The organism is Candidatus Weimeria sp. HCP3S3_B5, from assembly GCF_052064335.1.
In the GTDB taxonomy this organism is placed as follows: domain Bacteria; phylum Bacillota; class Clostridia; order Lachnospirales; family Lachnospiraceae; genus Weimeria.
On the sequence record NZ_JBQHVU010000006.1, the window covers coordinates 72,957 to 93,433 of the forward strand.

The 20,477-nt window shown below is 46.4% G+C and carries 20 protein-coding genes and 2 pseudogenes; 4 read left to right on the forward strand and 18 right to left on the reverse strand.

The genetic code is table 11. The features are described 5' to 3' along the window. Positions 1–91: 91 nt before the first annotated feature. The 11 genes and pseudogenes from ACTNCK_RS04450 to ACTNCK_RS04500 all read right to left on the reverse strand — a co-directional run bounded on the left by ACTNCK_RS04450 (position 92) and on the right by ACTNCK_RS04500 (position 13,207). Positions 92–343 (reverse strand): hypothetical protein, encoded by a 252-nt coding sequence (locus ACTNCK_RS04450; RefSeq protein WP_441081199.1) that lies wholly within the window; start codon positions 341–343, stop codon positions 92–94. A 233-nt stretch (positions 344–576) separates the two neighbouring features. Continuing rightward, positions 577–2,028, reverse strand: coding sequence for a Y-family DNA polymerase (locus ACTNCK_RS04455; RefSeq protein ID WP_441081200.1), 1,452 nt, complete (start codon positions 2,026–2,028; stop codon positions 577–579). Between the two features lie 38 nt (positions 2,029–2,066). After that, the gene (locus tag ACTNCK_RS04460; RefSeq protein ID WP_441081201.1) at positions 2,067–2,339 is read right to left on the reverse strand and encodes a hypothetical protein; all 273 of its coding nucleotides are present in this window, start codon (positions 2,337–2,339) and stop codon (positions 2,067–2,069) included. Positions 2,340–2,428: 89 nt separating this feature from the next. Beyond that, a complete protein-coding gene (locus tag ACTNCK_RS04465) occupies positions 2,429–2,992 on the reverse strand; it encodes a TetR/AcrR family transcriptional regulator (RefSeq protein WP_441081202.1) in 564 nt (187 codons plus the stop codon). Positions 2,993–3,431: 439 nt separating this feature from the next. Continuing rightward, a complete protein-coding gene (locus ACTNCK_RS04470) occupies positions 3,432–3,650 on the reverse strand; it encodes a hypothetical protein (protein WP_441081203.1) in 219 nt (72 codons plus the stop codon). A gap of 127 nt (positions 3,651–3,777) precedes the next feature. Continuing rightward, positions 3,778–3,975: a hypothetical protein gene (locus ACTNCK_RS04475; protein WP_441081204.1), complete on the reverse strand. Its 198-nt coding sequence runs from the start codon at positions 3,973–3,975 to the stop codon at positions 3,778–3,780. Between the two features lie 116 nt (positions 3,976–4,091). Continuing rightward, on the reverse strand, positions 4,092–4,967 hold the full coding sequence (locus tag ACTNCK_RS04480; protein WP_441081205.1) for a PD-(D/E)XK nuclease family transposase: 876 nt from the start codon (positions 4,965–4,967) through the stop codon (positions 4,092–4,094). Positions 4,968–5,673: 706 nt separating this feature from the next. Beyond that, a complete protein-coding gene (locus ACTNCK_RS04485) occupies positions 5,674–9,480 on the reverse strand; it encodes a hypothetical protein (protein ID WP_441081206.1) in 3,807 nt (1,268 codons plus the stop codon). Between the two features lie 209 nt (positions 9,481–9,689). Next, positions 9,690–10,175, reverse strand: a pseudogene (locus ACTNCK_RS04490) (DUF4411 family protein). After that, the gene (locus ACTNCK_RS04495) at positions 10,172–11,176 is read right to left on the reverse strand and encodes an ImmA/IrrE family metallo-endopeptidase (RefSeq protein WP_441081207.1); all 1,005 of its coding nucleotides are present in this window, start codon (positions 11,174–11,176) and stop codon (positions 10,172–10,174) included. The pseudogene ACTNCK_RS04490 and the gene ACTNCK_RS04495 overlap by 4 nt, the downstream one beginning before the upstream one ends. A gap of 612 nt (positions 11,177–11,788) precedes the next feature. After that, on the reverse strand, positions 11,789–13,207 hold the full coding sequence (locus tag ACTNCK_RS04500; protein ID WP_441081208.1) for an ATP-binding protein: 1,419 nt from the start codon (positions 13,205–13,207) through the stop codon (positions 11,789–11,791). Between the two features lie 192 nt (positions 13,208–13,399). On the opposite strand from ACTNCK_RS04500, the gene ACTNCK_RS04505 reads away from it, so the two are divergent. The 3 genes from ACTNCK_RS04505 (at position 13,400) to ACTNCK_RS04515 (ending at position 14,568) form a co-directional block, all read left to right on the forward strand. Further along, positions 13,400–13,627 carry a hypothetical protein gene (locus ACTNCK_RS04505; protein WP_441081209.1) on the forward strand — a complete coding sequence of 76 codons (228 nt, stop codon included), beginning with the start codon at positions 13,400–13,402 and terminating at the stop codon, positions 13,625–13,627. A gap of 262 nt (positions 13,628–13,889) precedes the next feature. Beyond that, complete coding sequence (locus tag ACTNCK_RS04510) at positions 13,890–14,243, forward strand: hypothetical protein (protein WP_441081210.1); 354 nt, start codon at positions 13,890–13,892, stop codon at positions 14,241–14,243. Next, a complete protein-coding gene (locus ACTNCK_RS04515) occupies positions 14,197–14,568 on the forward strand; it encodes an ISL3 family transposase (RefSeq protein ID WP_441081211.1) in 372 nt (123 codons plus the stop codon). The genes ACTNCK_RS04510 and ACTNCK_RS04515 overlap by 47 nt, the downstream gene beginning before the upstream one ends. 60 nt (positions 14,569–14,628) lie before the next feature. Here the strand turns inward: ACTNCK_RS04515 and ACTNCK_RS04520 are convergent, their stop codons facing one another. The 4 genes and pseudogenes from ACTNCK_RS04520 to ACTNCK_RS04535 all read right to left on the reverse strand — a co-directional run bounded on the left by ACTNCK_RS04520 (position 14,629) and on the right by ACTNCK_RS04535 (position 18,314). Then, on the reverse strand, positions 14,629–14,760 hold the full coding sequence (locus tag ACTNCK_RS04520) for a hypothetical protein (RefSeq protein WP_441081212.1): 132 nt from the start codon (positions 14,758–14,760) through the stop codon (positions 14,629–14,631). 338 nt (positions 14,761–15,098) lie between these two features. Beyond that, positions 15,099–16,448: a Fic family protein gene (locus tag ACTNCK_RS04525; RefSeq protein WP_441081213.1), complete on the reverse strand. Its 1,350-nt coding sequence runs from the start codon at positions 16,446–16,448 to the stop codon at positions 15,099–15,101. Positions 16,449–16,451: 3 nt separating this feature from the next. Continuing rightward, positions 16,452–16,775 (reverse strand): helix-turn-helix domain-containing protein, encoded by a 324-nt coding sequence (locus ACTNCK_RS04530; protein WP_441081214.1) that lies wholly within the window; start codon positions 16,773–16,775, stop codon positions 16,452–16,454. Positions 16,776–16,951: 176 nt separating this feature from the next. Continuing rightward, positions 16,952–18,314, reverse strand: a pseudogene (locus ACTNCK_RS04535) (IS3 family transposase). A gap of 230 nt (positions 18,315–18,544) precedes the next feature. Between ACTNCK_RS04535 and ACTNCK_RS04540 the strand changes: the two are divergent. Continuing rightward, positions 18,545–18,832, forward strand: coding sequence for a hypothetical protein (locus ACTNCK_RS04540; RefSeq protein WP_441081215.1), 288 nt, complete (start codon positions 18,545–18,547; stop codon positions 18,830–18,832). A gap of 112 nt (positions 18,833–18,944) precedes the next feature. Here the strand turns inward: ACTNCK_RS04540 and ACTNCK_RS04545 are convergent, their stop codons facing one another. From ACTNCK_RS04545 to ACTNCK_RS04555, 3 genes are all read right to left on the reverse strand, one after another. Next, positions 18,945–19,514, reverse strand: a complete 570-nt coding sequence (locus ACTNCK_RS04545) for a hypothetical protein (RefSeq protein WP_441081216.1) — start codon at positions 19,512–19,514, stop codon at positions 18,945–18,947. 100 nt (positions 19,515–19,614) lie between these two features. After that, the gene (locus ACTNCK_RS04550; RefSeq protein ID WP_441081217.1) at positions 19,615–19,980 is read right to left on the reverse strand and encodes a hypothetical protein; all 366 of its coding nucleotides are present in this window, start codon (positions 19,978–19,980) and stop codon (positions 19,615–19,617) included. 12 nt (positions 19,981–19,992) lie between these two features. After that, a complete protein-coding gene (locus ACTNCK_RS04555) occupies positions 19,993–20,304 on the reverse strand; it encodes a hypothetical protein (protein WP_441081218.1) in 312 nt (103 codons plus the stop codon). Between the last annotated feature and the right edge of the window lie 173 nt (positions 20,305–20,477).

Below are 20,477 nucleotides of genomic sequence, written 5' to 3' on the forward strand. Positions count from 1 at the left end.
TCCTTGTTAATGAGACCGAGCTGATAAGCGAAGGTCGAACCTAGCGAAAAGAACTTCCTTAGCCATTGGCACAGCTTTGGCCACAGGCAGCTCATGGATCCGGATCCAGCCTTGAATACTCAATCGTCGTATCTGTAGATGCTCTCTCCTGTGCTGCTGCGACCTCCTCGTCAAGACCGCGGAGGGCATCAAAGGGTGCGAATATCTTCGCCCGGTTTATCGGATCCATACGCCGGTGATGCATTGCCGGACGCGGAAGATCGATAATGTCTGCATATCTGTCTGACGGGCTGCCACCAGCTCCCTGATGCCTCGCAATGTTCCCTGTCTTTTCTGATGCCACTATAGCCTCCTATGATCCCTATATTCTCCGATGCCATAATTCCATATGAGCCCTGTCTCTTTCGATTCCAGACTCCATTTAGTCTCTGTCCTTTACGATGTCACAGGCCTTTGATCTCCCATGATCCTTTGTCTTTTCTGATACTATCATGCCCTATGGCATCCTTTGGTCCCTGTCTCTTCCGATCTGCCAGGCCCTGCTGTCTCCTATGATCCTTTTCTTTCCCGATGCTATCATGCCCTGTGGCCGCCTATCTGTCCGTTTCTCTCCTTCATCGTGGCCCCGTCCAGGAGACTTGTGCCCTTTAACACTGCATTCTTCCCATACTTCTCACGGACAGCCCTGAGTCCGTCCTGGAGTCTCTTCTCCTTAGCTGCCGCGTCTGCATCTGTAAAGAGATCCATCTGGACAAAGCCGCTGTCAGCCTCTGTATGATTGGCCGTGATAGTGATACGACGTACTGTTAGGGAATGGTCCGCTATCTGTGAAAACAGTCTCACACAGGCAGAGGAGATATCTGTGGAGAGATTCGTCGGAGAGAGGAGGCGTATGCTGCCATGGGAAGGAGTCGGTACAAGCCTGCCATAGTGATCTCTATGTACCAGACCTGTATAGGTACCCATATCCACATTCTCCCTGTCGTAGCCCACGTCGATAGTGATCGAATCCGTCACAAGCGATCTGTCGGTAAGTCTCCAGACAAGGCTCTCCGCCATCTCACGAACTATGATAACTGCCTTCGCATAGGGATAGGGCTCTGACAGCACCTGCCCCTCTGAGACGCTCTTCTCTGATGGCTCGTATCTCCTGATCTGGTTCATAGTGACCGGCTCATAGCCCCAGGCATGGTCTATCATGATCTCAGCATTGATCCCGAACTCACGGAAGAGCAGATCTTCATTGTCTATGGAAAAGGCTGCCAGATCTCCCATGGTATAGATACCCAGCTTCCCCAGATGGCGCACAGTTCCCGGTCCGGTCATCCAGAAATCCGTAAGAGGCCTGTGGTCCCAGAGCCTGTGGCGGAACTGCATCTCATCAAGCTCTGCCATGCGGACTCCGTCCTTGTCCGGTGGCATATGCTTGGCTACTATATCCATAGCGACCTTGGCCAGATATAGATTCGATCCTATACCTGCCGTAGCCGTGATATGAGTCTCATAAAGGACCTCTCTTATCATGGCCTTGGCAAGCTCCGCCGCACTCATATGATAGAGAGAAAGATATGAGGTGACATCCATAAAGACCTCATCTATGCTGTATACCAGAGTATCGTCGGGTGAGACGTACTTACCGTATATACCGCAGATCTTAGCAGAGGTCTTCAGATAATAAGACATCTGAGGAGGTGCTATGATAAATGAAAGCTCCAGAGTAGGATCTGCCTCCAGCGCATCCGGATCAAAGGACTTCGCTGAAAATCCCTCTATACCCTTCTGCCTGAGACGCCAGAGTCTGTCAGCATTGATATCCCTTACCCGCTGTATGACCTCGAAGAGACGGGCCCTTCCTGAAATGCCACAGGCCTTCAGTGAGGGGGACACCGCCAGACATATGGTCTTCTCAGTGCGGGATGAGTCTGCAACCACAAGATTCGTCTTCAGAGGATCAAGGCCACGAAGAGCGCACTCTGCCGAGGCATAATATGACTTCAGATCTATGGCTACATATGTATGATCCGGCAATGCAGAGTCCTCCTTTATCCCAAAAATACCTGTAAATATCAGCCGGTCACCTCGACAAACCACCTGCCTACCCTCGACGGGTAGAGGGAGCCCGCCCTCTCGAAGAACAGATGCTTCTCATGTCCTCCTATGACTATGGTATAGCAGTCCCCGCGTGAAGAGCCTGCTCCCGAGGCAGCCGGGCAGAAATCACGGACCTCAACAGGGAGCCTCCGCCCATCCCATGTGATCGAAATCGGCTGCATATATCCGGTCTGATCAAAGACCGATTCTACTGTCACATAAATACGCCTGCTCCTGTCTGTATCCATAATCCATGCGTCACCTCCTGTACATCCGTTTGGCACATATATTCTAGCACGAATGTTCGGAGTTGTCAACCATGATCACATGAATATTTTCACCCGCCTAGTCCATTCAGCATCAGATCAGCTGCGGCCGCAGCAAGCTCATCTATGGTCCGACTTCCATCCCCGCTCTTTTCCCATGCCTTATAAATGCTAAGCGCTGTATATCCTATAAAGGTGCCGGCTATTTCCTTGTATCCACTGTCGGAAACAAATGAGGTGAAAAATCCGCTTGAAAAATACTTATCCCGCATCCACTCCAGTAAGTCCTCATACTCATCCGACGTAAACAGCCTGTGGTAAGGCTCCTCCCTGCTACTGATCTCTTCATAAAAAATCCTTACTCCCCCATGCAGATCCGCCTTATCAAGCGCCTTCAGAGCGGCCTTCATGCTTTCAACTATATCGTTTCCTATATCATATAAGACGTCTTTCTTCGACGCATAATACTTATAGAAGGTATTGGACTGGACCGGAGCCTCTCTTAGTATATCCTCGACCCGGATCTTATCGAAGGGCTTCTCGGCGATCAGCGAAAGCATGGCATTTTTGATGTCCCGCATAGTCTTTTTCGATCTGATATCGTTCGGGTTTTTATTTGTATTAGGCTTCGGCATCAGATGCCCTCCTTTTGATACTTATTCTCTGTCCTGATCAGTCTCTCTGCCCAATTCATTTCTGCCGGAAAATGATTTAGGGTCTTTCGCTTACTTCTACTTTGTAATTATAAAATACGGTATTTCATATTGCAATAATACAGCCGTTCTGATCGCAGCGGTTAAAAGCAGAATGTATTTATTCCATCGCATAAAAAAGAACCCTTTTCCACAGAAAAAGGGCTCCGGGAGCTTTACTTCATGAAGCCTACCTGCTCATTGCAAACCTTGTCACCAGTCCGCCTATGGCATTTCCGTTACTGGGAGGTGTGAGGTCTGAGGTGTGAGGTCAGAGGTGCGAGGACCCAGAGGCTAGGGATTAGGGCCTAGGGGCTAGGGATAAATCCAAACTAAGTCCTAAACCCTACTCCCTGTACCCTGAGCTCTCATACCTGTGCTATTAACTTTCTGAACTGATAATATTCTTCACTTCATCTACAGGCAGATCAATGTCAGTTGCAATCTGGTCCACTGAAAGTCCCCGCAGGTACAGTCTTCTGACACTGGCTCTTGTCTTTTGTTCTGCTTCACTAGAGGCCTTACCCCAAGCTTCATTCCAAGCTTCATCCCAAGCCTCATTCCATACTTCCTTACGCATCTCTTCGATTACCTTACACATAGTTCTCACTCCCTCCGTATCTTCCTTGAAGTAAGGAAGGGGCCAGGGATTAGGACCTAGGGACATCTAAATCCAAACTAAGTCCTGAACCCTTCTCCCTATCCCCTGAGCTCTCATGCCTGTGCTATTAACTCTCTGAGCTGATAATACTTTTCACTTCATCTACAGGCAGATCTATTCCAGCAGCTATCTGATCAAACGAAAGTCCCTGAAGGTACAGTCTTCTGACACTAGCTTCTTTTGTCTTTAGCTCTGCCTCACTAGAGGCTTTATTCCAAGCTTCATTCCATACTTCCTTACGCATTTCTTCGATTACCTTACACATAGTTCTCACTCCCTTCGTATCTTCCTTAAAGTAAGGAAGGGGTTAGGGGTTAGGGATAAATCCAAACTAAGTCCTGAACCCTACTCCCTATACCCTGAGCTCTCATACCTGTGCTATTAAATCTCTGAACTGATAATACTTTTCACTTCATCTACAGGCAGATCTATTCCAGCAGCTATCTGATCAAACGAAAGTCCCTGAAGGTACAGTCTTCTTACACTAGCTTCTTTTGTCTTTAGCTCTGCCTCACTAGAGGCCTTACCCCATGCTTCATTCCAAGCCTCATTCCATACTTCCTTACGCATATCTTCGATTACCTTACACATAGTTCTCACTCCCTTCGTGTCTTCCTTGAAATATCTCACTCGGTCTGCCAGTACGGTATAGTTCATATCACCGGGATCCTCACAGAAGAAATCATGGATCAGTTTCCCAAGCTCTGTTCCGTCATCCCTTATCTCACAATTAACATATACGATATGCTCTCCATCTCCAAATGGTTTCCCTGAATCTCTGATGATCCTTTCAATCCTGTATATCTGCTGATCATCTCCGAGCACATCATTTTCAGTGATAAAAATCACATAGGTCTCCGGGAGCATGGTAAAATCCTCGCTTGGCTTTAGGCTGTGAGAATCAAGTATACTGGAATGATAGCGGGCTCTCTTGGGATCTGCTCCACTGTCCGAGCGCTGGATTTCTACATTCATCTGTGTGCCGTCATCCTCAACCGCCAGCACATCCAGATAGAGGTCCCTGCCAACAAGGTTCTTGAAATTCCGCTGTGTACGCACCTGCTTTACAAAAACCTGTCTGCCAAGGATGATGCGAAGCAGCAGCTCCGTCACTGGTATGTTGTCATCGAAGCAGACATTCATGAAATCGTCATCTATCAGGCGAAATCCCCTGATCCGCTCCAGATCCTTCTGATGCTCGCGCTCCAGGCGCTCCCTGTCCCTTTCTGCTACAGGCAAAGTTTCTTTCTCGTTCATAATTCTCCTTTCCTTGCACATATGGCGACAAAAGGAGTATACCTGTGGCGTCTGCGCTTCTGTTTATCATACTCTCCTCTGTCTCCTGTAAATTGTTACTGATAATATTTTATCATGGATCTGATGGATTTGCAAGCTTTTTTCGAACATATGAACAGGTGTGAGGTCAGAGGGACCAGAGGCTAGGGCTTAGGGGTTAGTGAAGTGGTAAACTTATTTTAGACATGGAGGGGGTAATTTTTGGACACGGATCTTATATAATAAAGACAGAGAAGATCCATTTCATGGTTATCTATGGCTGAATGCCAAGATACATCTTGATACCGGCATACTCACTCAACTACCTGACTCCTAAGCAATACAGGGAAGTTCATGCCGTCTAACTTGCCCATGAATCCATCCCTGTCGATACAGAGCGACCGGCAATGCATAGCGTAATGCCCAATGCATCATCTAAGAAGTCCACATCACTGAAAGGAGAGACAAAAAAACATAAATTTGTGTCCAAAATTTGTTGACTACTGCAGATTGCGATGGCCAGGTACTTTCCATCTCCGGGGGATGGGTCAGTTTTAATTATAAATCACCAGGGGGTCAGGTCCATTTCTCATCTTCCGAAATATCAAATGAAAGATAAAAAGGTGACAGACGTAAGTAATGCCTTACGTCTGTCACCTTTAATTCTGCGCCTTTATCCCTGCGACTTTTACTTCGTCTTTGCTGTAACCTTCATAGTCTTCTTCGACCCGTTCTTAAAGGTTACCGTGACCTTGATTGTGGTCTTTCCCTTCTTCAGCAGTCGCACATTTCCCTTCTTGGAGACTCTGGCGATCTTGCTGTTTCCTACGCTGTAGGTGATTTTCGCTACAGACTCATTTTTCTTAAGCTTAATCCTCTTTGTCGATCCCTTCTTTACCGAAAGTGTCTTCGAGGTCGTCTTTACCTCTGCCCTTATCTGACGGTCTATCGCTTTTGACTCTTTAGCATCAACGAGCTCATAGTCGCCTGCGCCAACGTATAACCTGCCTCCTGTCAGATCCTCAGTAGCGAGTGCGCTGTGTGAGACCATGACATAGCTGCCGGAGCCTTTGCGCGCGTACATATATAGGGTCTTCTGATCCAGATCGTCTGAATCCAGGCTGACACTGGCTGTGCCGTCTGCTGTCTGCGCCTGTACGGTGATAGTGGTTTCCGCTGCTTCTGTAAGCTTACTTACAGCGTCTATTGATGAAGCGTCAAGTGTTATCTGTGCCTTGCCCTTGGTATCTGTGATCGGGGTCTCGATTATTACCTCCACCCGGCTCACCTGACGGCCATCCTCACTCGTAGTCTGTGCCGATACTGTATTTCCTGCCTGTGTCGTCACTGTCTGTATCTTAACCTGAGATCCACTATCCGTTACTGCGACAGTAGTAACGATGGTTCCCGGGTTCGATTTCGCGGTCTCGATGTCCCGCTTCTGAGCAGCCGACGGATCAAGAGTCGTGGTGCCATGATCTATTGTAGCGGCTGGGGGCTGGGTGGTGCCTGTGTTACCGCCGGTTGTGCTTCCTGTATTTCCTCCGGTGGTTCCGGTGCTGCCAGTATTGCCGCTTGTCGTGCTTCCTGTGTTTTCTCCGGTGGTGGTTCCGGTACTGCCGGTATTGCCGCCTGTCGTGCTTCCTGTATTTCCTCCGGTGGTGGTTCCGGTGCTTCCGGTATTGCCGCCTGTCGTGCTTCCTGTGTTTCCTCCGGTGGTGGTTCCGGTGCTTCCGGTGTTACCGCCTGTCGTGCTTCCGGTAGTTCCTCCGGTGGTGGTTCCGGTGCTTCCGGTGTTACCGCCTGTCGTGCTTCCGGTAGTTCCTCCGGTGGTGGTTCCGGTGCTGCCGGTGTTACCGCCTGTCGTGCTTCCTGTATTTCCTCCGGTGGTGGTTCCGGTGCTTCCGGTATTACCGCCAGTGGTGCCTCCGGTTGTACTTCCGCCGGTTGATGCCTTTGGGTTTACGGTGATTTTTGCCGGAACTACTTTGATATCATAGTTCGATGCTGCGTGTGCATCTACCGTGGCGCTCAGGTCATAGGTTCCCGGCGTATCTGTCTTAGCATCGCTACTGATTTTTACCAGTTTTTCGACAGTATCTTTTCCGACAAGTTTATCGCTCAGCGTCCATGTATATGCCGGAAGCTTATCTGACTGTGTGATAGTGATGTCTTTCAATGTGATGGTGATCGGCTTCTTTTTTACCGTCACTGTCACTGAGACATCTGTGAGCTTCTGGTACTTCGCGGTGTCTGTCGGGATAAATGCAGCTGTTGCTTTATTCTTGTGTGTGCCGGCGCTTAGGATCTCATCAGATGTCGGTGTAGTGAGTTTCCAGATACCGTCTACCATCGTCTCGACCGGAGTCTCGCTTACTATCGAGACCGATCCTCCTGTCAGCGCGCCGGTACTGAGCTTCTCTCCGTATGTCAGTGTAAGCGATGGAGCAGCAGTCGCGCGAACGGAGTATTTCGATATCGTAAGCTTTCCTGAAGTATTTCCTGCTGTCACGGTATAGTATTTACTGGAGTTCGAGGAGAGAGTAATTTTACCGTCAGTCTCCTCTTTCGATGAATCTTTAACAGAAGACTGCAGTGTCACTCCAAGATCCGCCCTGTCATCGCCTGCCACTATTCCGTCACAGGTCCAGGCTTCGGAGATCGCCTTGCTTATGTCATCACCCACATGGAGCGAGACATCATTTATCTGGATGGTCACCGTTTTTTTACTATATGACAAGTCCACATCGCAGGTAAGAGGCGCATATTGTACTGTCGTATCATCTGGAACGAAGGTAAGAGAGACCTTAGGATTAGCTGTGATGAAGGCCTTGTTTACCACTGTACCGGTGATATCCCCTGTAAACTTCCAGGTACCGGACACTGTGTTCTCTGTCGTCCCTGAACCGGCTTCTTCAGAAGAATTATCGTAAGTGAAAGTCACTAAGCCTCCAGAAATATTATCGCTAGAGAGTGTCCCGCCGTAGGTAAGACCTGTGATCTCGGGGGCCTTTTTTACCGTAAGCGTTTTAGGCTCTGCGTTCTGCACTGTAACTGTCAGCTCCCCTGTCGCTGTATCGTATGTGTCGGTATCTTTCGGGGTGAAGGTGAATGTAACTTTGTAGGACCCAGCCGATGCTGTATTCTCAGGTATCTGGAACTTATACTCACCAGCCACCACTGTAGCGCCGTCTTTGGCTGTGACGTACTTCTTTAAGAATGCTTCATCGATTGTTGTGCCTGTAGAGACCGCTGGTATCTTTGAGACAGAGATAGTTGGCTGCTTTTTTTCAATGATTACAGTATCGCTGTCGCAGGTTGGTCTTCCGTAGTTTGTCCAGATTGCTTTCGGCTTATGCTCTGTAGGAGCCGAGTCACTCAGAGACGGATCAAGCATTGTTCTATCACTGACATTAAAGTAACGGAGATACATCAGATGTCCGCCGCTGCTTTGTGCTGTCTCTATTTCCTCATCTGTGAGATCAGGATTGTTATTAGCCTGGCCGTTTATAACCGGATCATCCCAGGTCACATCGACGTTATACCACTTGCCACCGAGGCAAATCTGGTTCCACTCGTGGCCGCCACCGGTGATCGAGATGGTAGGCGCTCCCAATCCATTCATAAGCACAGAGAAGGCTGCCGCATATCCGGCGCAGACTGTGTTGTTTCCTATAAGCGAGCTGGCTGAGCTCTGCTTGTCACTACTATTAGTGTCGTCCCAGGTGAGACGCCTGATCAGCTCGTTGTGGATGATTTTTTCCTGATCCAAGATATTGGTCTTCGATGAGGCTTTATCTATTAATACGTTCACAGTAGAAAGGAACTGCGCCTTTGCCGTGGCACGAGCAGAGCCTGTCTGGTATGCTGACATGATGTTAAGTAGAATTGATCCAGAAGTTATGTCCTGACCTTGTGTATATGATATCTGATATCCATTCCCCACGAAAAAGTACTGTGCTTCGGTCTCCATCCAGATCTTAGCGACTTCACCTGCGGCAGCTTTGCTGAGATCCGAAAAATCTGCTATGACCGTAGTGTATTCATTCGTAGAGTCATCCATGATCTTATTGGCCTGCGCAGTAAGGGCATCATAGAGTGCCTGCTGGTTAGCGCTCATACCCTTATAGAAAGGATTAGCATCTCTACTTATCGAATACTGGCTCCAGTCTGTAGTTTTTGCTGGCGAGCGTCTGATTCTCCTCGGGGCAGTGGTCGTCCGCGGAGTGTTTTCTTTTATGATCTGCGTGAGCTCCTCGTCGGTCAGCTCCCGGAAGGTCGGCTTCTCGTAGCCTGTAGGCTCTGTGATGTAGGAGTCAGCGGCCTGTGCCTCGCTTCCATCCGGGACATCTGCACTGTCATCAGATGCATTGATAGTCGCCTGATCTGTCGCATCGCTTTTGGTGCCTGATGCATAGGCGAGAGTCGGTGTGTATGAAATAGCTGTCACAGCCGCAATCAGTACGGCCGCGATTCGTGTGAATCTGTTCTTCATAGGTACCTCCATATAGTTGCAGTTAACTCATATCACTGTTATTTTACTACACACCGGAGAGAATTGCTACAGAATGTTTCTGGATGGAGGAGATGTGGATAATATACGTGAAAAGCTGCAAGGTCTCTGAAATATTAATCGGCAGATAGAAGCAGTACGAAACTTAATTAATGCTATGAGAAACTGATTCTCACATAACCAAATTATGCTTACTGAAGCACTATCCACTGCTCTCTCATAAAGTCATATAGATTGATATACCTGACTTCAAAATGATCAGCAATTTCTCCAATACAAATCTTCCCCATCCTGGAGCCATTGTATGTCTGCGACTTTTCAAAAGTAACAACAGTTCCCGCCTCATGTATTCCTGCTGCTACAATCCACGGATCAGCATGACCTGCCTGCGACTATTGTGCCATCGCACGGTCATTATAGTGACCACACGACTGTATATAATTCATAATACGCGCATACTCAGCAATATAGCTCTGGCGATGTACAAGGCCCTTATTCTGCTGCTTCAACCATTCTGCAAGATTGTCTTTCTTTGCTTTTATAATCTCATCTGACACTACATCAAGCATAATGATATTGTCCTGTGCAAAAACACGCTCAAACCGTCGCCAGTACCCAGGTGCTATATCAAATGCATAGAACTTCCGGTACGCCTCCACAAATGAATTAGTATTCATCCTCCGATTGCAGAAATAAGTCTGGTGTATGTGCTTCCGTTAGTATTGGTCAGATGATAAGCATCCGTATATAACGTCTCTCCACGCGATACGCTTGCATCCAGCGACTTGACAAACCTGTGATCCAGCCTGCTCTGCAGAGTGGTATAGTAGTTGCCTCCTGAACCAGTAGTTCTGCTGTCATTAATGCTTCTACCAAGCTGAGAATTAATTCTTTCGAAATCTGCTCTGTCCATTATCCCTGCATCGTATGCCCTTCTTGCAATAACATACTGGCTGCAATTAAATCGATCAGCAACAGATTTCACTCTCTGCGATAAACTGCCAGTATCTTCGTCCCAGATTATTCTGAACTTTGTCATAGGCACAAGCATTTCAGCAGCCACCTGATTACACAACTGTTCAGTCTGATTAACCCTATAGTTTGCATTATTCTCTGGTCGATTGTACAGGCTCTCACTTCCGAGCCAGATATGGCATATCTCATGAAGCAACGAAAACACCTTTGCATTTTTGGAATCAGTATTATTAATAAAAATAAGTGGCGCATACTCATTGATCAGCGTAAAAGCGCGAAACTCATTTATATTCAGCTTGCGATGAGTATTATTCCCTACAATTCCATTCATCATAACTATTATTCCAGCTACTGACATGGCACTTCTCAGCGTCTTAAAAGATTCATCAGCATTTCTGAAATCAAGCGACCATCCCTCCTTGAGATCCAGTGTGTGCAGAATATCATCATTAAGCTGTTCTGCCGTAACTTTCTGCCCTTCATACTTCCCTACATAATTATATGGATCATTTCCATTCCGTATATTATAATCAGCCATCCAGTCCTGAATGTCTGACATGGCATTAACAGTATCGATCAGATCCCTGCTGGGATTCTCAAACGACGTACTGTTTATAGTCCTGAATTCAGCTATTTTATTATCTTCTACTGGCGGCTTATCAAGAAAGAAATATCCGAACGGAATATGTATCTTTCTGCTCATATTCTCCACCTGTGAAAAAGTAGGCTTCTTCCGACCTGCAATCCAGTCGCTCAGCCTTTCGACAATTTCGTCAGGAGCCATCAATGACTGTGCCTGCTCCAGCACCCACTGAAGGACGGTATTATTCAGTTGTAAGTATAAGCTGGCCATGATCATCGTCTCCTTCAGTCTGTCATTTCATCTTGCGTTCCATCTGTATTATATAATGGTTATGACTGATTTTCAAGAAATAGCCGAGTCAGTTTTCAGCGTAAATATTCCGATTTACGAGTAAAACTGACCCACCTTTTGTATCCGTCAAATGAACAATCCCCAGGATAACCTATCTCCCAGGGGCTTTCTCTTTGCTCGAACATGGCGATACTTTATTTGTAGTTCACGAAACCGATATTCTGCACCCCGTATCCTAGTGTATTGTTCAGATACTGGTCTATGCATTGAAGTGATACATCAAAATTCTTCTGCAGCTCCCCCGGTGACGAAGCACAGTCAAATCTGATCCTGTTCCGCAGGTCAATTTCCTCATTGGGATTTATCGTCAGTTCTCCGAATGAATCGACGAAGTCATTGGCAAAAAGGTTTACCTCATTCTCAGTAGTATTTCAGACGGGTTCATTCCGTGTATATGTCCTGTATGGATATATACCTGACATTGGCAGATGTGCTGATCTCATCCTCTACCCAGTCAGTGATGCCGCCGAGTGAAAAGATGAGGTACTGCCTGACATCATATGGCTGCACCAGTCTGCCACGATTCAGAAGAGTCTCGTACTCTTCTTTCCCGAATGATGAATTTTTGAACTTGCATTCGCCAATAACAGCGAACTTTGCGGCTTCGTCAAGGCCTACCACATCTATATCCGCCGGACACTTCTTCTCAGAGTCTGTGCCGCGCCATTTTCCGACTTTTGTAATGAATATATCTGAGGCTCCTGACAGGCTCTCCCTGAAGACGTATTCCTGGCATATCTCTTCAAAAATCGGCCCCATATATTCGTGTATAAACGGTCTTACCATGGTCTGATAATATTTTTCTCCGGCAAATCTCTCAATCGCACCTATGCCGTGTGATACAAAGCGGAACCAGAACCTGAACATACCGTCATTCAGAACGTACTGCGTGAGTTTTTTATTCTTTTCATTGAGAATCGGTATATCCTTGCGGATGATGCGTACAGCTTCGAGCTTCCGCAGTGCCTGCGAAGTCCTGGCGGTATCAAATCCGGTCTTCTCTGATATCTCATTTACATGGGTGCAGCCACCGCCGACAGCATTTACAATCGCAAAATACAGTGACACATCACGAAACTCCTGCTGTAGCAGGTTCTTTGGTTCTTCGTAGAAATATCCGGATGTACTGAAAAATTCATTTGTGATGTTCTCATCGAGTGACAGGGACGTATCAAACATTGAAAGGTACTTCGGTATGCCGCCGGTCACTCCGTACACTATGGCCTTTTCCTCAGGAGTATAATCAGGGACGAATCTGGCTGATGTCAGATAGTCAAGTGGCAGCAGATCGATCTGGCCGGTACGTCTTCCGAAAAGCGGGGACTTCTCCCCAAGAACTTCTTCTTCCATGAACGTGATTGATGAACCGCATAATACGAGCATCATGTTCATATTTTTCCATTCGTGATCGATCTCACGCTGTAGAACGGAAGCCAGCTCAGGATGGTTGATGGCGATATATGGATATTCATCGATTATAAGGAGCAGCCGCCCATTCTGTGTGCGCTTCTTCTCCTCTGATGTGATATAGGTAAACAGATTGCCATATGACCTGAAGCTTGGAGCCGATGCGTCAGGGCTGTAATGATGAAAAACTTCCTGGCTGAATTCTCTCAGGTTCTCATCATCCTTGCTTTCTATCCCGGTATAGAAGATGGTATCCTTGCCTTTGGCAAATTCATTGAGAAGCGTAGTTTTCCCGATTCTTCTCCTGCCATAGAGGATCATCATCTGGAAATCCGTATGGTTGTACATCCTGTTCAGTGCGTCAAGTTCGTGTATTCGTCCGATAAAGCTCATTGCGGTCGCCTCTGTACTAATATATAGATTACTAATCTATATATTAGCGTGTATATTGGGCGATGTCAAGTTGATAAATGGATTCTTCTTTCAGCTTTTTGAAAAATACAAGCCGATTTTCTCATATGGCAGGCACTCTGAAAAGACTGCATAGAGGCAGAGAGAATCTGCAATTACAATAATGATCTGATAGTGGCTGCAATCACTGGGCTAGTGTCTGCATTCAAGCCTGTATTTGATATCGAAAGCCAGACCGTATCAGATAATCCGCTGGTTGCAATTATCAGCATGGCGGCTTGCTTTGCTTCACTTCTGGTATACCTGATCAAGGGTACAGCATACTCACTGTACTGGTCCGTGAATGATGAGGTACTTCTTCATGCAATGAAGCTGTTGGATATACGGAGTAAAGGTGTGTGATGCTGGCTTCGTACTCCTTGAAAAAAGGCTGTTACCGTCATATAATACAGACAAGGCCTCTGTTCCGAACAAATTAAAAACAAAAAGTGAGGCTTCGGGATACTTTGTGGGTAAAATCCCCGCCTGCGGTTATAACTAAACATTGAAAGGTCACCTCATTTTCGGTATCATTATCAGCGACTAAACATCAATGATAAGGAGAAACGAGATGACCTCTTCCAATACATTACTCAAAAAGATCATCGGTGTCAAGGACGTTGTTGTGACTGATGCCGAAATTTACAGTGATCACGATGGCGTTACACACCTTACGATAGATGCACGTCCGAACTCATGGAACCGGAACAAGTGCCCATTCTGTGGACGTAAAAAACTTCCCGGATACGACAGACCATCACAATCTCTAAGGGTGTGGAGAGGCCTGGATCTTGGCGGAGTAATGGTGGACATCAGGTCTCAGACCAACCGCATCGTATGTCCTGAACATGGTGTAGTAACAGCTGATGTTCCGTGGGCCTACCCAAACAACGGCTTTACAAAGGACTTTGACATAGCAGGTAAAACTGGCAATGATACAGGCAAAAGACAGCCAGCTGTACCGTGGATACCGTCTTAAAGAGGCTCTCCGCATGATCTTTAAGAGCACTGACGCTGATAAGGCAGAGACCGAGCTAAACCGCTGGCTCTGGTGGGCGAGCCACAGCAGGATTCCCGTGTTTCATGATATTTACAAGAAGATCAAGCGGCATAAGGAGCATATACTGAACACCATAAAGTTCGGGCTGAGCAACGCCAGGATCGAGGCTACTAACAACAAGATCAAGCTGATAATCCGCAAGGCCTACGGGTTCAGGAACATACAAAATATGCTGGATATGGTCTACCTGGTATGTTCGAATATCAGGATACCACTTCCTAACAGAAAGTCGAGGAATAGATGAACGCAGTGATACTCAAAAGGAATGGAGTTTCTTACTTACCCACAGAGACTACCGAAGAGCCTAGTAAGAATTTCGTGACAGGTTGTGGATCTTGCAGTATTCGTCAACTGTCAGGCCGCTCTCATTCCTGTCTTTTATGATGTCAGCCCATGACTTTAACCTGATCTCTTTGGTTGCCGTGTCAATGTTCATAGTGAATCCTCCTTGGATTGGTTGAAAAAGTTTGAAAAGTTGAAAACGTGTATAAACTTTTTCAACTTTTCAAACCATTATCTCAGAGAATCCGCACTATGGCTAGATGACGGGTTATCTACCATTTACAAAACTGTGGACTATCACCTCCTTGGCTAATACTGTCTACTATTAAGAATCCATATAGTGTGACTGTCTAATAATAAGGATATTGGCAAATTCAACTGTCCTTACTTATGGGTATATTATAGAGAGTTAATTATCGGGAAATCCACGCTTATCTTTCGCCATATTTCCTTACAGCCTTTACTAATCTCAGTCAACCGAAGCAGGCCCTTTTACCTGATCGATAGTTCCACATGAGACGAAATCAAATTCTTCATCATGAATTCGAACAACATCGTATAGTCACCATTGTGATCAATCTGCGTTAATGCAGCCCGGTATTCATCCTTCCTCTCAATCTTGATATACATTGGCGGAAATCCGAACCGCATGAGTTCTTCGTTCAGAAAGCCTCTGCTTGTTCTTCCGTTTCCATCTCTGAAAGGATGAATCACCGTCAGGCGGTAATGGATTTTCAGCAGCTCTTTCAGGATCGTACTCTTAGAATACTCTCCAGCGTGATCTTCCAGATCCTTCTCCTGCTGATATAAGGAACTTATCTCCTTTGGAATTTCGTGCCAGTCACAAGTTTCAACATCGGATTTCGTAATAATCGCTGGTTCCTGTCGAAATTGGCCGCCAGTATCCGGAAAAGGAAATGTAGAGAACAAGAGCTTGTTGAGCTCCAGAATCTCATAAATTGTAAAACTCTTACTGCTATAATTCTCGAACACTCTCTGATAGAGCTTTGCATGACCGGCGATATGGCAATAAGGCTCATAATTCGGATTGCAGTATGAGCTTTTCTGCATATTGCTCTGCAAATCGTTTACGATCTCAGCTGCCGATTCAAGAGTTGCATGAACGCCCTCAAGCCGCGCATCATTATAGATATAGCTGTTCTCAAAGACCTGCTTGGCAAAGTCGGTCGACAAGTCTGTGGTTATGTCCGGCCACCTGTCGAAAAGATCAGAATATAGGCACACCTCAGACATCCCATATTCTTCTCTTTTCTTTGCTGGCTTATACTTCTTCTTTGCACTAACCGACGGTGCAAGATAGGTATAAAGATTACGAATTCTCCAATAACATGCCTCAAAGCTGGTCCCGAAATGATCCGCAATAATCAATACATCATCACAGGTAAGTTTCGTATCAACCTTCCCGCGCTGATCAATCTGCGCTTTTAATTCATCAGGCGGCATCAAAAAAGCCGAAGCAAATGCGTCCGCGTATTTTTCTATGATGTTCTTTGCCCCAGTCTCACAAATGAAGCTCTTTCCTTCTCGAGGATCCTTCAGATAATGGCAGAGTTCATGTGAAGCAGTAAAGCGTTGCCGGGTAATGGGCCTTTTTGCGTTTATTGCAACAAGGTCTACATCTCCATCCTTCATCGCCGGAAGGAAAAGGCCTTCTACATCTTTGAAATTTCTGAAGACAAAATGAATGCCTAGGTCTGTCAACACATGAAATGGATTGATTGGAAATGTTCTTTCATGTGTATTGAAATATTCCGCTGAGAAATATTTTGCCAGACCTTCGGCATCATTCCGGTATTTCTCGATAATATGATCAGGCAGCATCCATTAACCCTCCTGCTGTTGCTTTGCCATGGCTCTCTTGAAAGCAATAAGGTTCAATATTTCTTCCTTATCATCATCTTTAAGCTCGTTAAAATTACGAGCGAAAACTGCCTGATTCATATCGACATTTTCAGTATCCAGTAGATAATCGGCTGAAAGATGATACAACTTGCAGAAGCTTGTAATCTCATCCGAGTTTACCTTCCGATTTCCAAGCTCAATCTGAGTAACGGCTGATCTGCTGATTCCGAGGCAATTTGCCACATAGTCTTGCGAAAAGCCGAGTTTGAGCCTTGCTTCTCTTAATTTTTCATAAATGGTCTTCATGTCATTTGCCTCCTTCTGTCTAGCTTCCTTACTTTATGATAAGTAAATCCGTTCGAAATGTCAACTTATTTGTTTGATTTTCTAACATCGAGGGTAAAAAATGTTACTATGTGACCTTGTTATATATGGTAAACTAAAATTAAGTCAGATGGGGTGCGGACGTTTTTCTGGACCAATTATACGGTCAATCCAAGCTGTCTCCGGTACTGGATAGGGCTGATCCCTCCAAGTGATATCTTTATACGCTCCTCCGCATACCAGTGCATATAATCATCCAGGATCTTTATGAACTTGTCAATGGAGACATCCTGCCAGGAATGACCATAGAACATCTCGTTCTTCAGCCGGCCGAAGAAGCCTTCGCATGCCGAATTATCCGGCGAGCAGCCTTTCTTTGACATTGAGCGGATCAGCCCGGCATGTTTCATACATACTTTAGATTTCTTCGGCATAGTTTTTTCTTCGGCATAGTCGGAATGGACGATTGTGTACTCGCCCGGTTTCAGTGCCTCGATTGCCGCATCCAGCATCTGATTGACAAGATCAGCGTTCGGGGATGTTCCAATCGTCCACGCGACTGGAAGCCCGTCAAAGCAGTCGATAATCGGAGACAGATACACCTTTCCAGCCGGGATGGAGAATTCCGTGATGTCCGTCAGCCATTTCTGATTCGGCGCATCCGCATGGAAATCGCGCTTTATCTCGTTCGGGACCGCAGGGGTGATCTCGCCCTTATAGGAGTTGTATTTCCGCTTCCTTACACTTTTGACAGTGAGCCTGTCCTGTTTCATGAGACGGCGCACGACCTTCTCTGATACGGTCACGGATTCGCTCCTCAGGACCGCATGGATTCTCCGGTAGCCGTACCGGTTTGAGGATTCATCGAAAGCCTGCCGGATCTTTTCGCGAACATCCGCATATTTGTCCGGAGCCGCCATAGCGGCCTCCTGATAGAAGTAGCTGCTTTTTGACATCTGAAGAACGCTGAGCAGTGTCTTCAGGCGGTATCTGTTCCGGAGGGCGTCAATCACGACTGCCTTGTCATGATTCGTCAGACTTCCGAGACTGACGCCCTCCTCTTTTTTTATGACTTCTGCCGCCTTCTCAAGGACATCCCTCTCAACACGGAGACGAAAGACCTCCTCTTTCAGCTCACCGGCCTGCTTTGTAAGATCATTGACCTATGACTGAAGCTCTTCTATGGTGGCCGGCAGAACAATGAGGCTTTTCTTCCGGACAGAGTTCCGTGACCCACTGCTTCAGAAGTGCCCTGCTCGGATACCCCAGGGCCCGGATCGTCCGGGACGCGCATTTCCCATGCTCCATGTAATGCTTTACCGCGGCTTCTTTCTGCGCTCCATTGTATTTCGGTGACCGAACGGACTTTTTCTTAAGTCCATTGTCCCTGAGATACTCTTCGTACCAGTATCGTAGGGTCTTCCGCCCCGGGTAGCCGAGCTCTCGTATGACTGCGGCTGCGCTTTTGTCGTATTGGATGTAGAGCCGGACGGCTCTGATCCGATCATCATAGGAATACATGTGCGAATCTCCTTCTGGTCATTGTCGCAGTCCAGGTTTTTGTCCGCACCCCAAGTGGGTCAATTTTACTTGACAATCTACAGGCGGCAGCAGGCGTAAAGAGGTCTGTGAGTGTGAAGCTCCCAGGCGTGGTCTACCAGAGATATTTCCAGAATGTGCCGGCAAGGGACGTACAGGATATACTGGAAAAGGCGCTGAATCTGTATTTTCTGGAGAAGGGAGCGTGAGGGGTGTTCACACGTAAAGAGCTGGAAGCCATTGACAGAAATTACTTTGCAGTAATTGTGGCCAACGATTATGACGTGACTCTAATGTCGAAGAATACGCATCATGTCTGGCGGCTCCATAATGCCGAAATGCCGGATGGAAATATAGTAGTGATATTTCATAAGCATCATGCTTCAGATCCGTATCATTTCCATGGAAGATGTGGGACTTTGAATGGAGCTATGAGGGAGATAAAAAGACATGATCTGTTCCAGCTTAACGGCAGAAAACCTGTTGTCAGGCAGGCATGAGTGAGGGCGGCAGCACCAGATGACGGTTCTGCCGTTTTTTGTGCCCTGCCGAAAGATTGAGCAATGCGAAACGCCAAAGGCTCAAAAAGATGAAAATGGACCTGTTTCTTTTTCATCTTTCGGAGAGTCCCTGGGCATACAGGGCGAAGCCGACCAAGGCTGTCAGCAAGGCATATGACTCTGTAATGACGCGCCGGATTGATGAAGGTGACATAATAATCAGGACAATCGTGAGTATGAGGAGGAATCCGAAGGCATATATGATACGGGTAAGGTCAGGAAGGTCTTTCACAGCCTTTGATTTGTGGAGAAAATTCTCTTTTATTTCAGCGCTATGCTCACTATCTGATATCAGTCCGGCGATGCATGGAACCAGATAGAATCCGATCACAAGGGCTGATATCACGCGGCGTATAACAGGTCGATGGAGTAAATGAACAGCGACTATCCTTGAAGCCAGGTTTGTGAGCGTTGTTGTAAGAAGGTACATGAAGCCGAAAAGACAACGCGCCATGAATATGTATGGAGATAGAAAGTCCATATCCACGTCTATGCTGAAGACGCATATTATGGCTTCGATTATGGTCCAGAGCAAATCCTGAGAGAGTAGGAGAAGAATCAATGCCAATGTAATCCAGGAAGACCGACGCTCCTTTACGCGTTGATAAAAAGTGTTGTCCATTTATAAACCTCCGAAATGTTGTGAATAGAAAAAGCGTTCTCGTCTATGGCGGGAACGCTTTAAGGTGTTGGATGGCTTGGAAAGCCTGTAGTATTCAATTTTATCCTTTCACATATGCTTCTAATTCATTAGGATCCACTGGTGGATAATCATCTTCATCCATGTCATCGCTATAGTCTTCAGTGAAGTTCGGGATGGTGAGGACTTCGCAGCCGATGCTATTAGTTACATCTGGCCCATCGTTATAGGTGTTTTCAGGGTATTCGTAGAGAGAAATGCTGACTTCAAAATCTCTACCGCAAGAATCACATACATCTGTGGCAGTAAAGCGGTCTTCAATTTCGGCACCCATGTCTCTTTCGTCTATGGCAGATGAATCCATGTCGAAGCTGTCGATTGGTATAGTCTGTTTATTGCCGCATTTGGAACAGCATACTTCCGCTGGACTTGTCATTATAAATCTCATAAAAATCTCCTGTCATGAATTCACTGGAGCCATAAGTGATGCTGGAACCTTAAATGGCTCGTCTGAGTTTGCTGAGTTACATGGTCTGCAAAGTGGAACAATGTAGCTTTTCATGCTGGAACCGGTCTTTTTAACATGCCCTCCGACTTCTGCGTCGGCTATTTTGCAGATCTGACATTTACAGTCTGCGAGTTTAGGCTTATCAGGGTTGTGATCGGCCATGTATTTATTCCAGTAATCTTCCCAGGAATTGAAGCCATCAGGAAGTTCATCAGCTGAGCCGTGTCTGTTTTTAACTTCTATCTCATGATTATTCTTTATCATAGATAATCCTTTCTATTGATTTGTTGGATGGGTAAAATCTTTTCTTTCTATGTAGAATAAAATCCCGCACGCCGGGGAGATGGCTCCGAAGGGAGCCACAGCGTGTGGGATAGTAGTATCAAGATTCATGTCCGGGGAATTACAGGGTTCCGGGACTGTGAATTGTCAAATTG

What these genes read in the sequence shown, in the direction of transcription:
- ACTNCK_RS04460 (WP_441081201.1), bottom strand. Translation starts at nt 2,339, where the DNA reads ATGGATACAGACAGGAGCAGGCGTATTTATGTGACAGTAGAATCGGTC.
- ACTNCK_RS04545 (WP_441081216.1), bottom strand. Translation starts at nt 19,514, where the DNA reads ATGGACAACACTTTTTATCAACGCGTAAAGGAGCGTCGGTCTTCCTGG.
- ACTNCK_RS04495 (WP_441081207.1), bottom strand. Translation starts at nt 11,176, where the DNA reads ATGAGCAGAAAGATACATATTCCGTTCGGATATTTCTTTCTTGATAAG.
- ACTNCK_RS04465 (WP_441081202.1), bottom strand. Translation starts at nt 2,992, where the DNA reads ATGCCGAAGCCTAATACAAATAAAAACCCGAACGATATCAGATCGAAA.
- ACTNCK_RS04470 (WP_441081203.1), bottom strand. Translation starts at nt 3,650, where the DNA reads ATGTGTAAGGTAATCGAAGAGATGCGTAAGGAAGTATGGAATGAGGCT.
- ACTNCK_RS04485 (WP_441081206.1), bottom strand. Translation starts at nt 9,480, where the DNA reads ATGAAGAACAGATTCACACGAATCGCGGCCGTACTGATTGCGGCTGTG.
- ACTNCK_RS04555 (WP_441081218.1), bottom strand. Translation starts at nt 20,304, where the DNA reads ATGATAAAGAATAATCATGAGATAGAAGTTAAAAACAGACACGGCTCA.
- ACTNCK_RS04500 (WP_441081208.1), bottom strand. Translation starts at nt 13,207, where the DNA reads ATGAGCTTTATCGGACGAATACACGAACTTGACGCACTGAACAGGATG.
- ACTNCK_RS04530 (WP_441081214.1), bottom strand. Translation starts at nt 16,775, where the DNA reads ATGAAGACCATTTATGAAAAATTAAGAGAAGCAAGGCTCAAACTCGGC.
- ACTNCK_RS04520 (WP_441081212.1), bottom strand. Translation starts at nt 14,760, where the DNA reads ATGAACATTGACACGGCAACCAAAGAGATCAGGTTAAAGTCATGGGCT.
- ACTNCK_RS04475 (WP_441081204.1), bottom strand. Translation starts at nt 3,975, where the DNA reads ATGTGTAAGGTAATCGAAGAAATGCGTAAGGAAGTATGGAATGAAGCT.
- ACTNCK_RS04525 (WP_441081213.1), bottom strand. Translation starts at nt 16,448, where the DNA reads ATGCTGCCTGATCATATTATCGAGAAATACCGGAATGATGCCGAAGGT.
- ACTNCK_RS04480 (WP_441081205.1), bottom strand. Translation starts at nt 4,967, where the DNA reads ATGAACGAGAAAGAAACTTTGCCTGTAGCAGAAAGGGACAGGGAGCGC.
- ACTNCK_RS04550 (WP_441081217.1), bottom strand. Translation starts at nt 19,980, where the DNA reads ATGAGATTTATAATGACAAGTCCAGCGGAAGTATGCTGTTCCAAATGC.
- ACTNCK_RS04515 (WP_441081211.1), top strand. Translation starts at nt 14,197, where the DNA reads ATGATACAGGCAAAAGACAGCCAGCTGTACCGTGGATACCGTCTTAAA.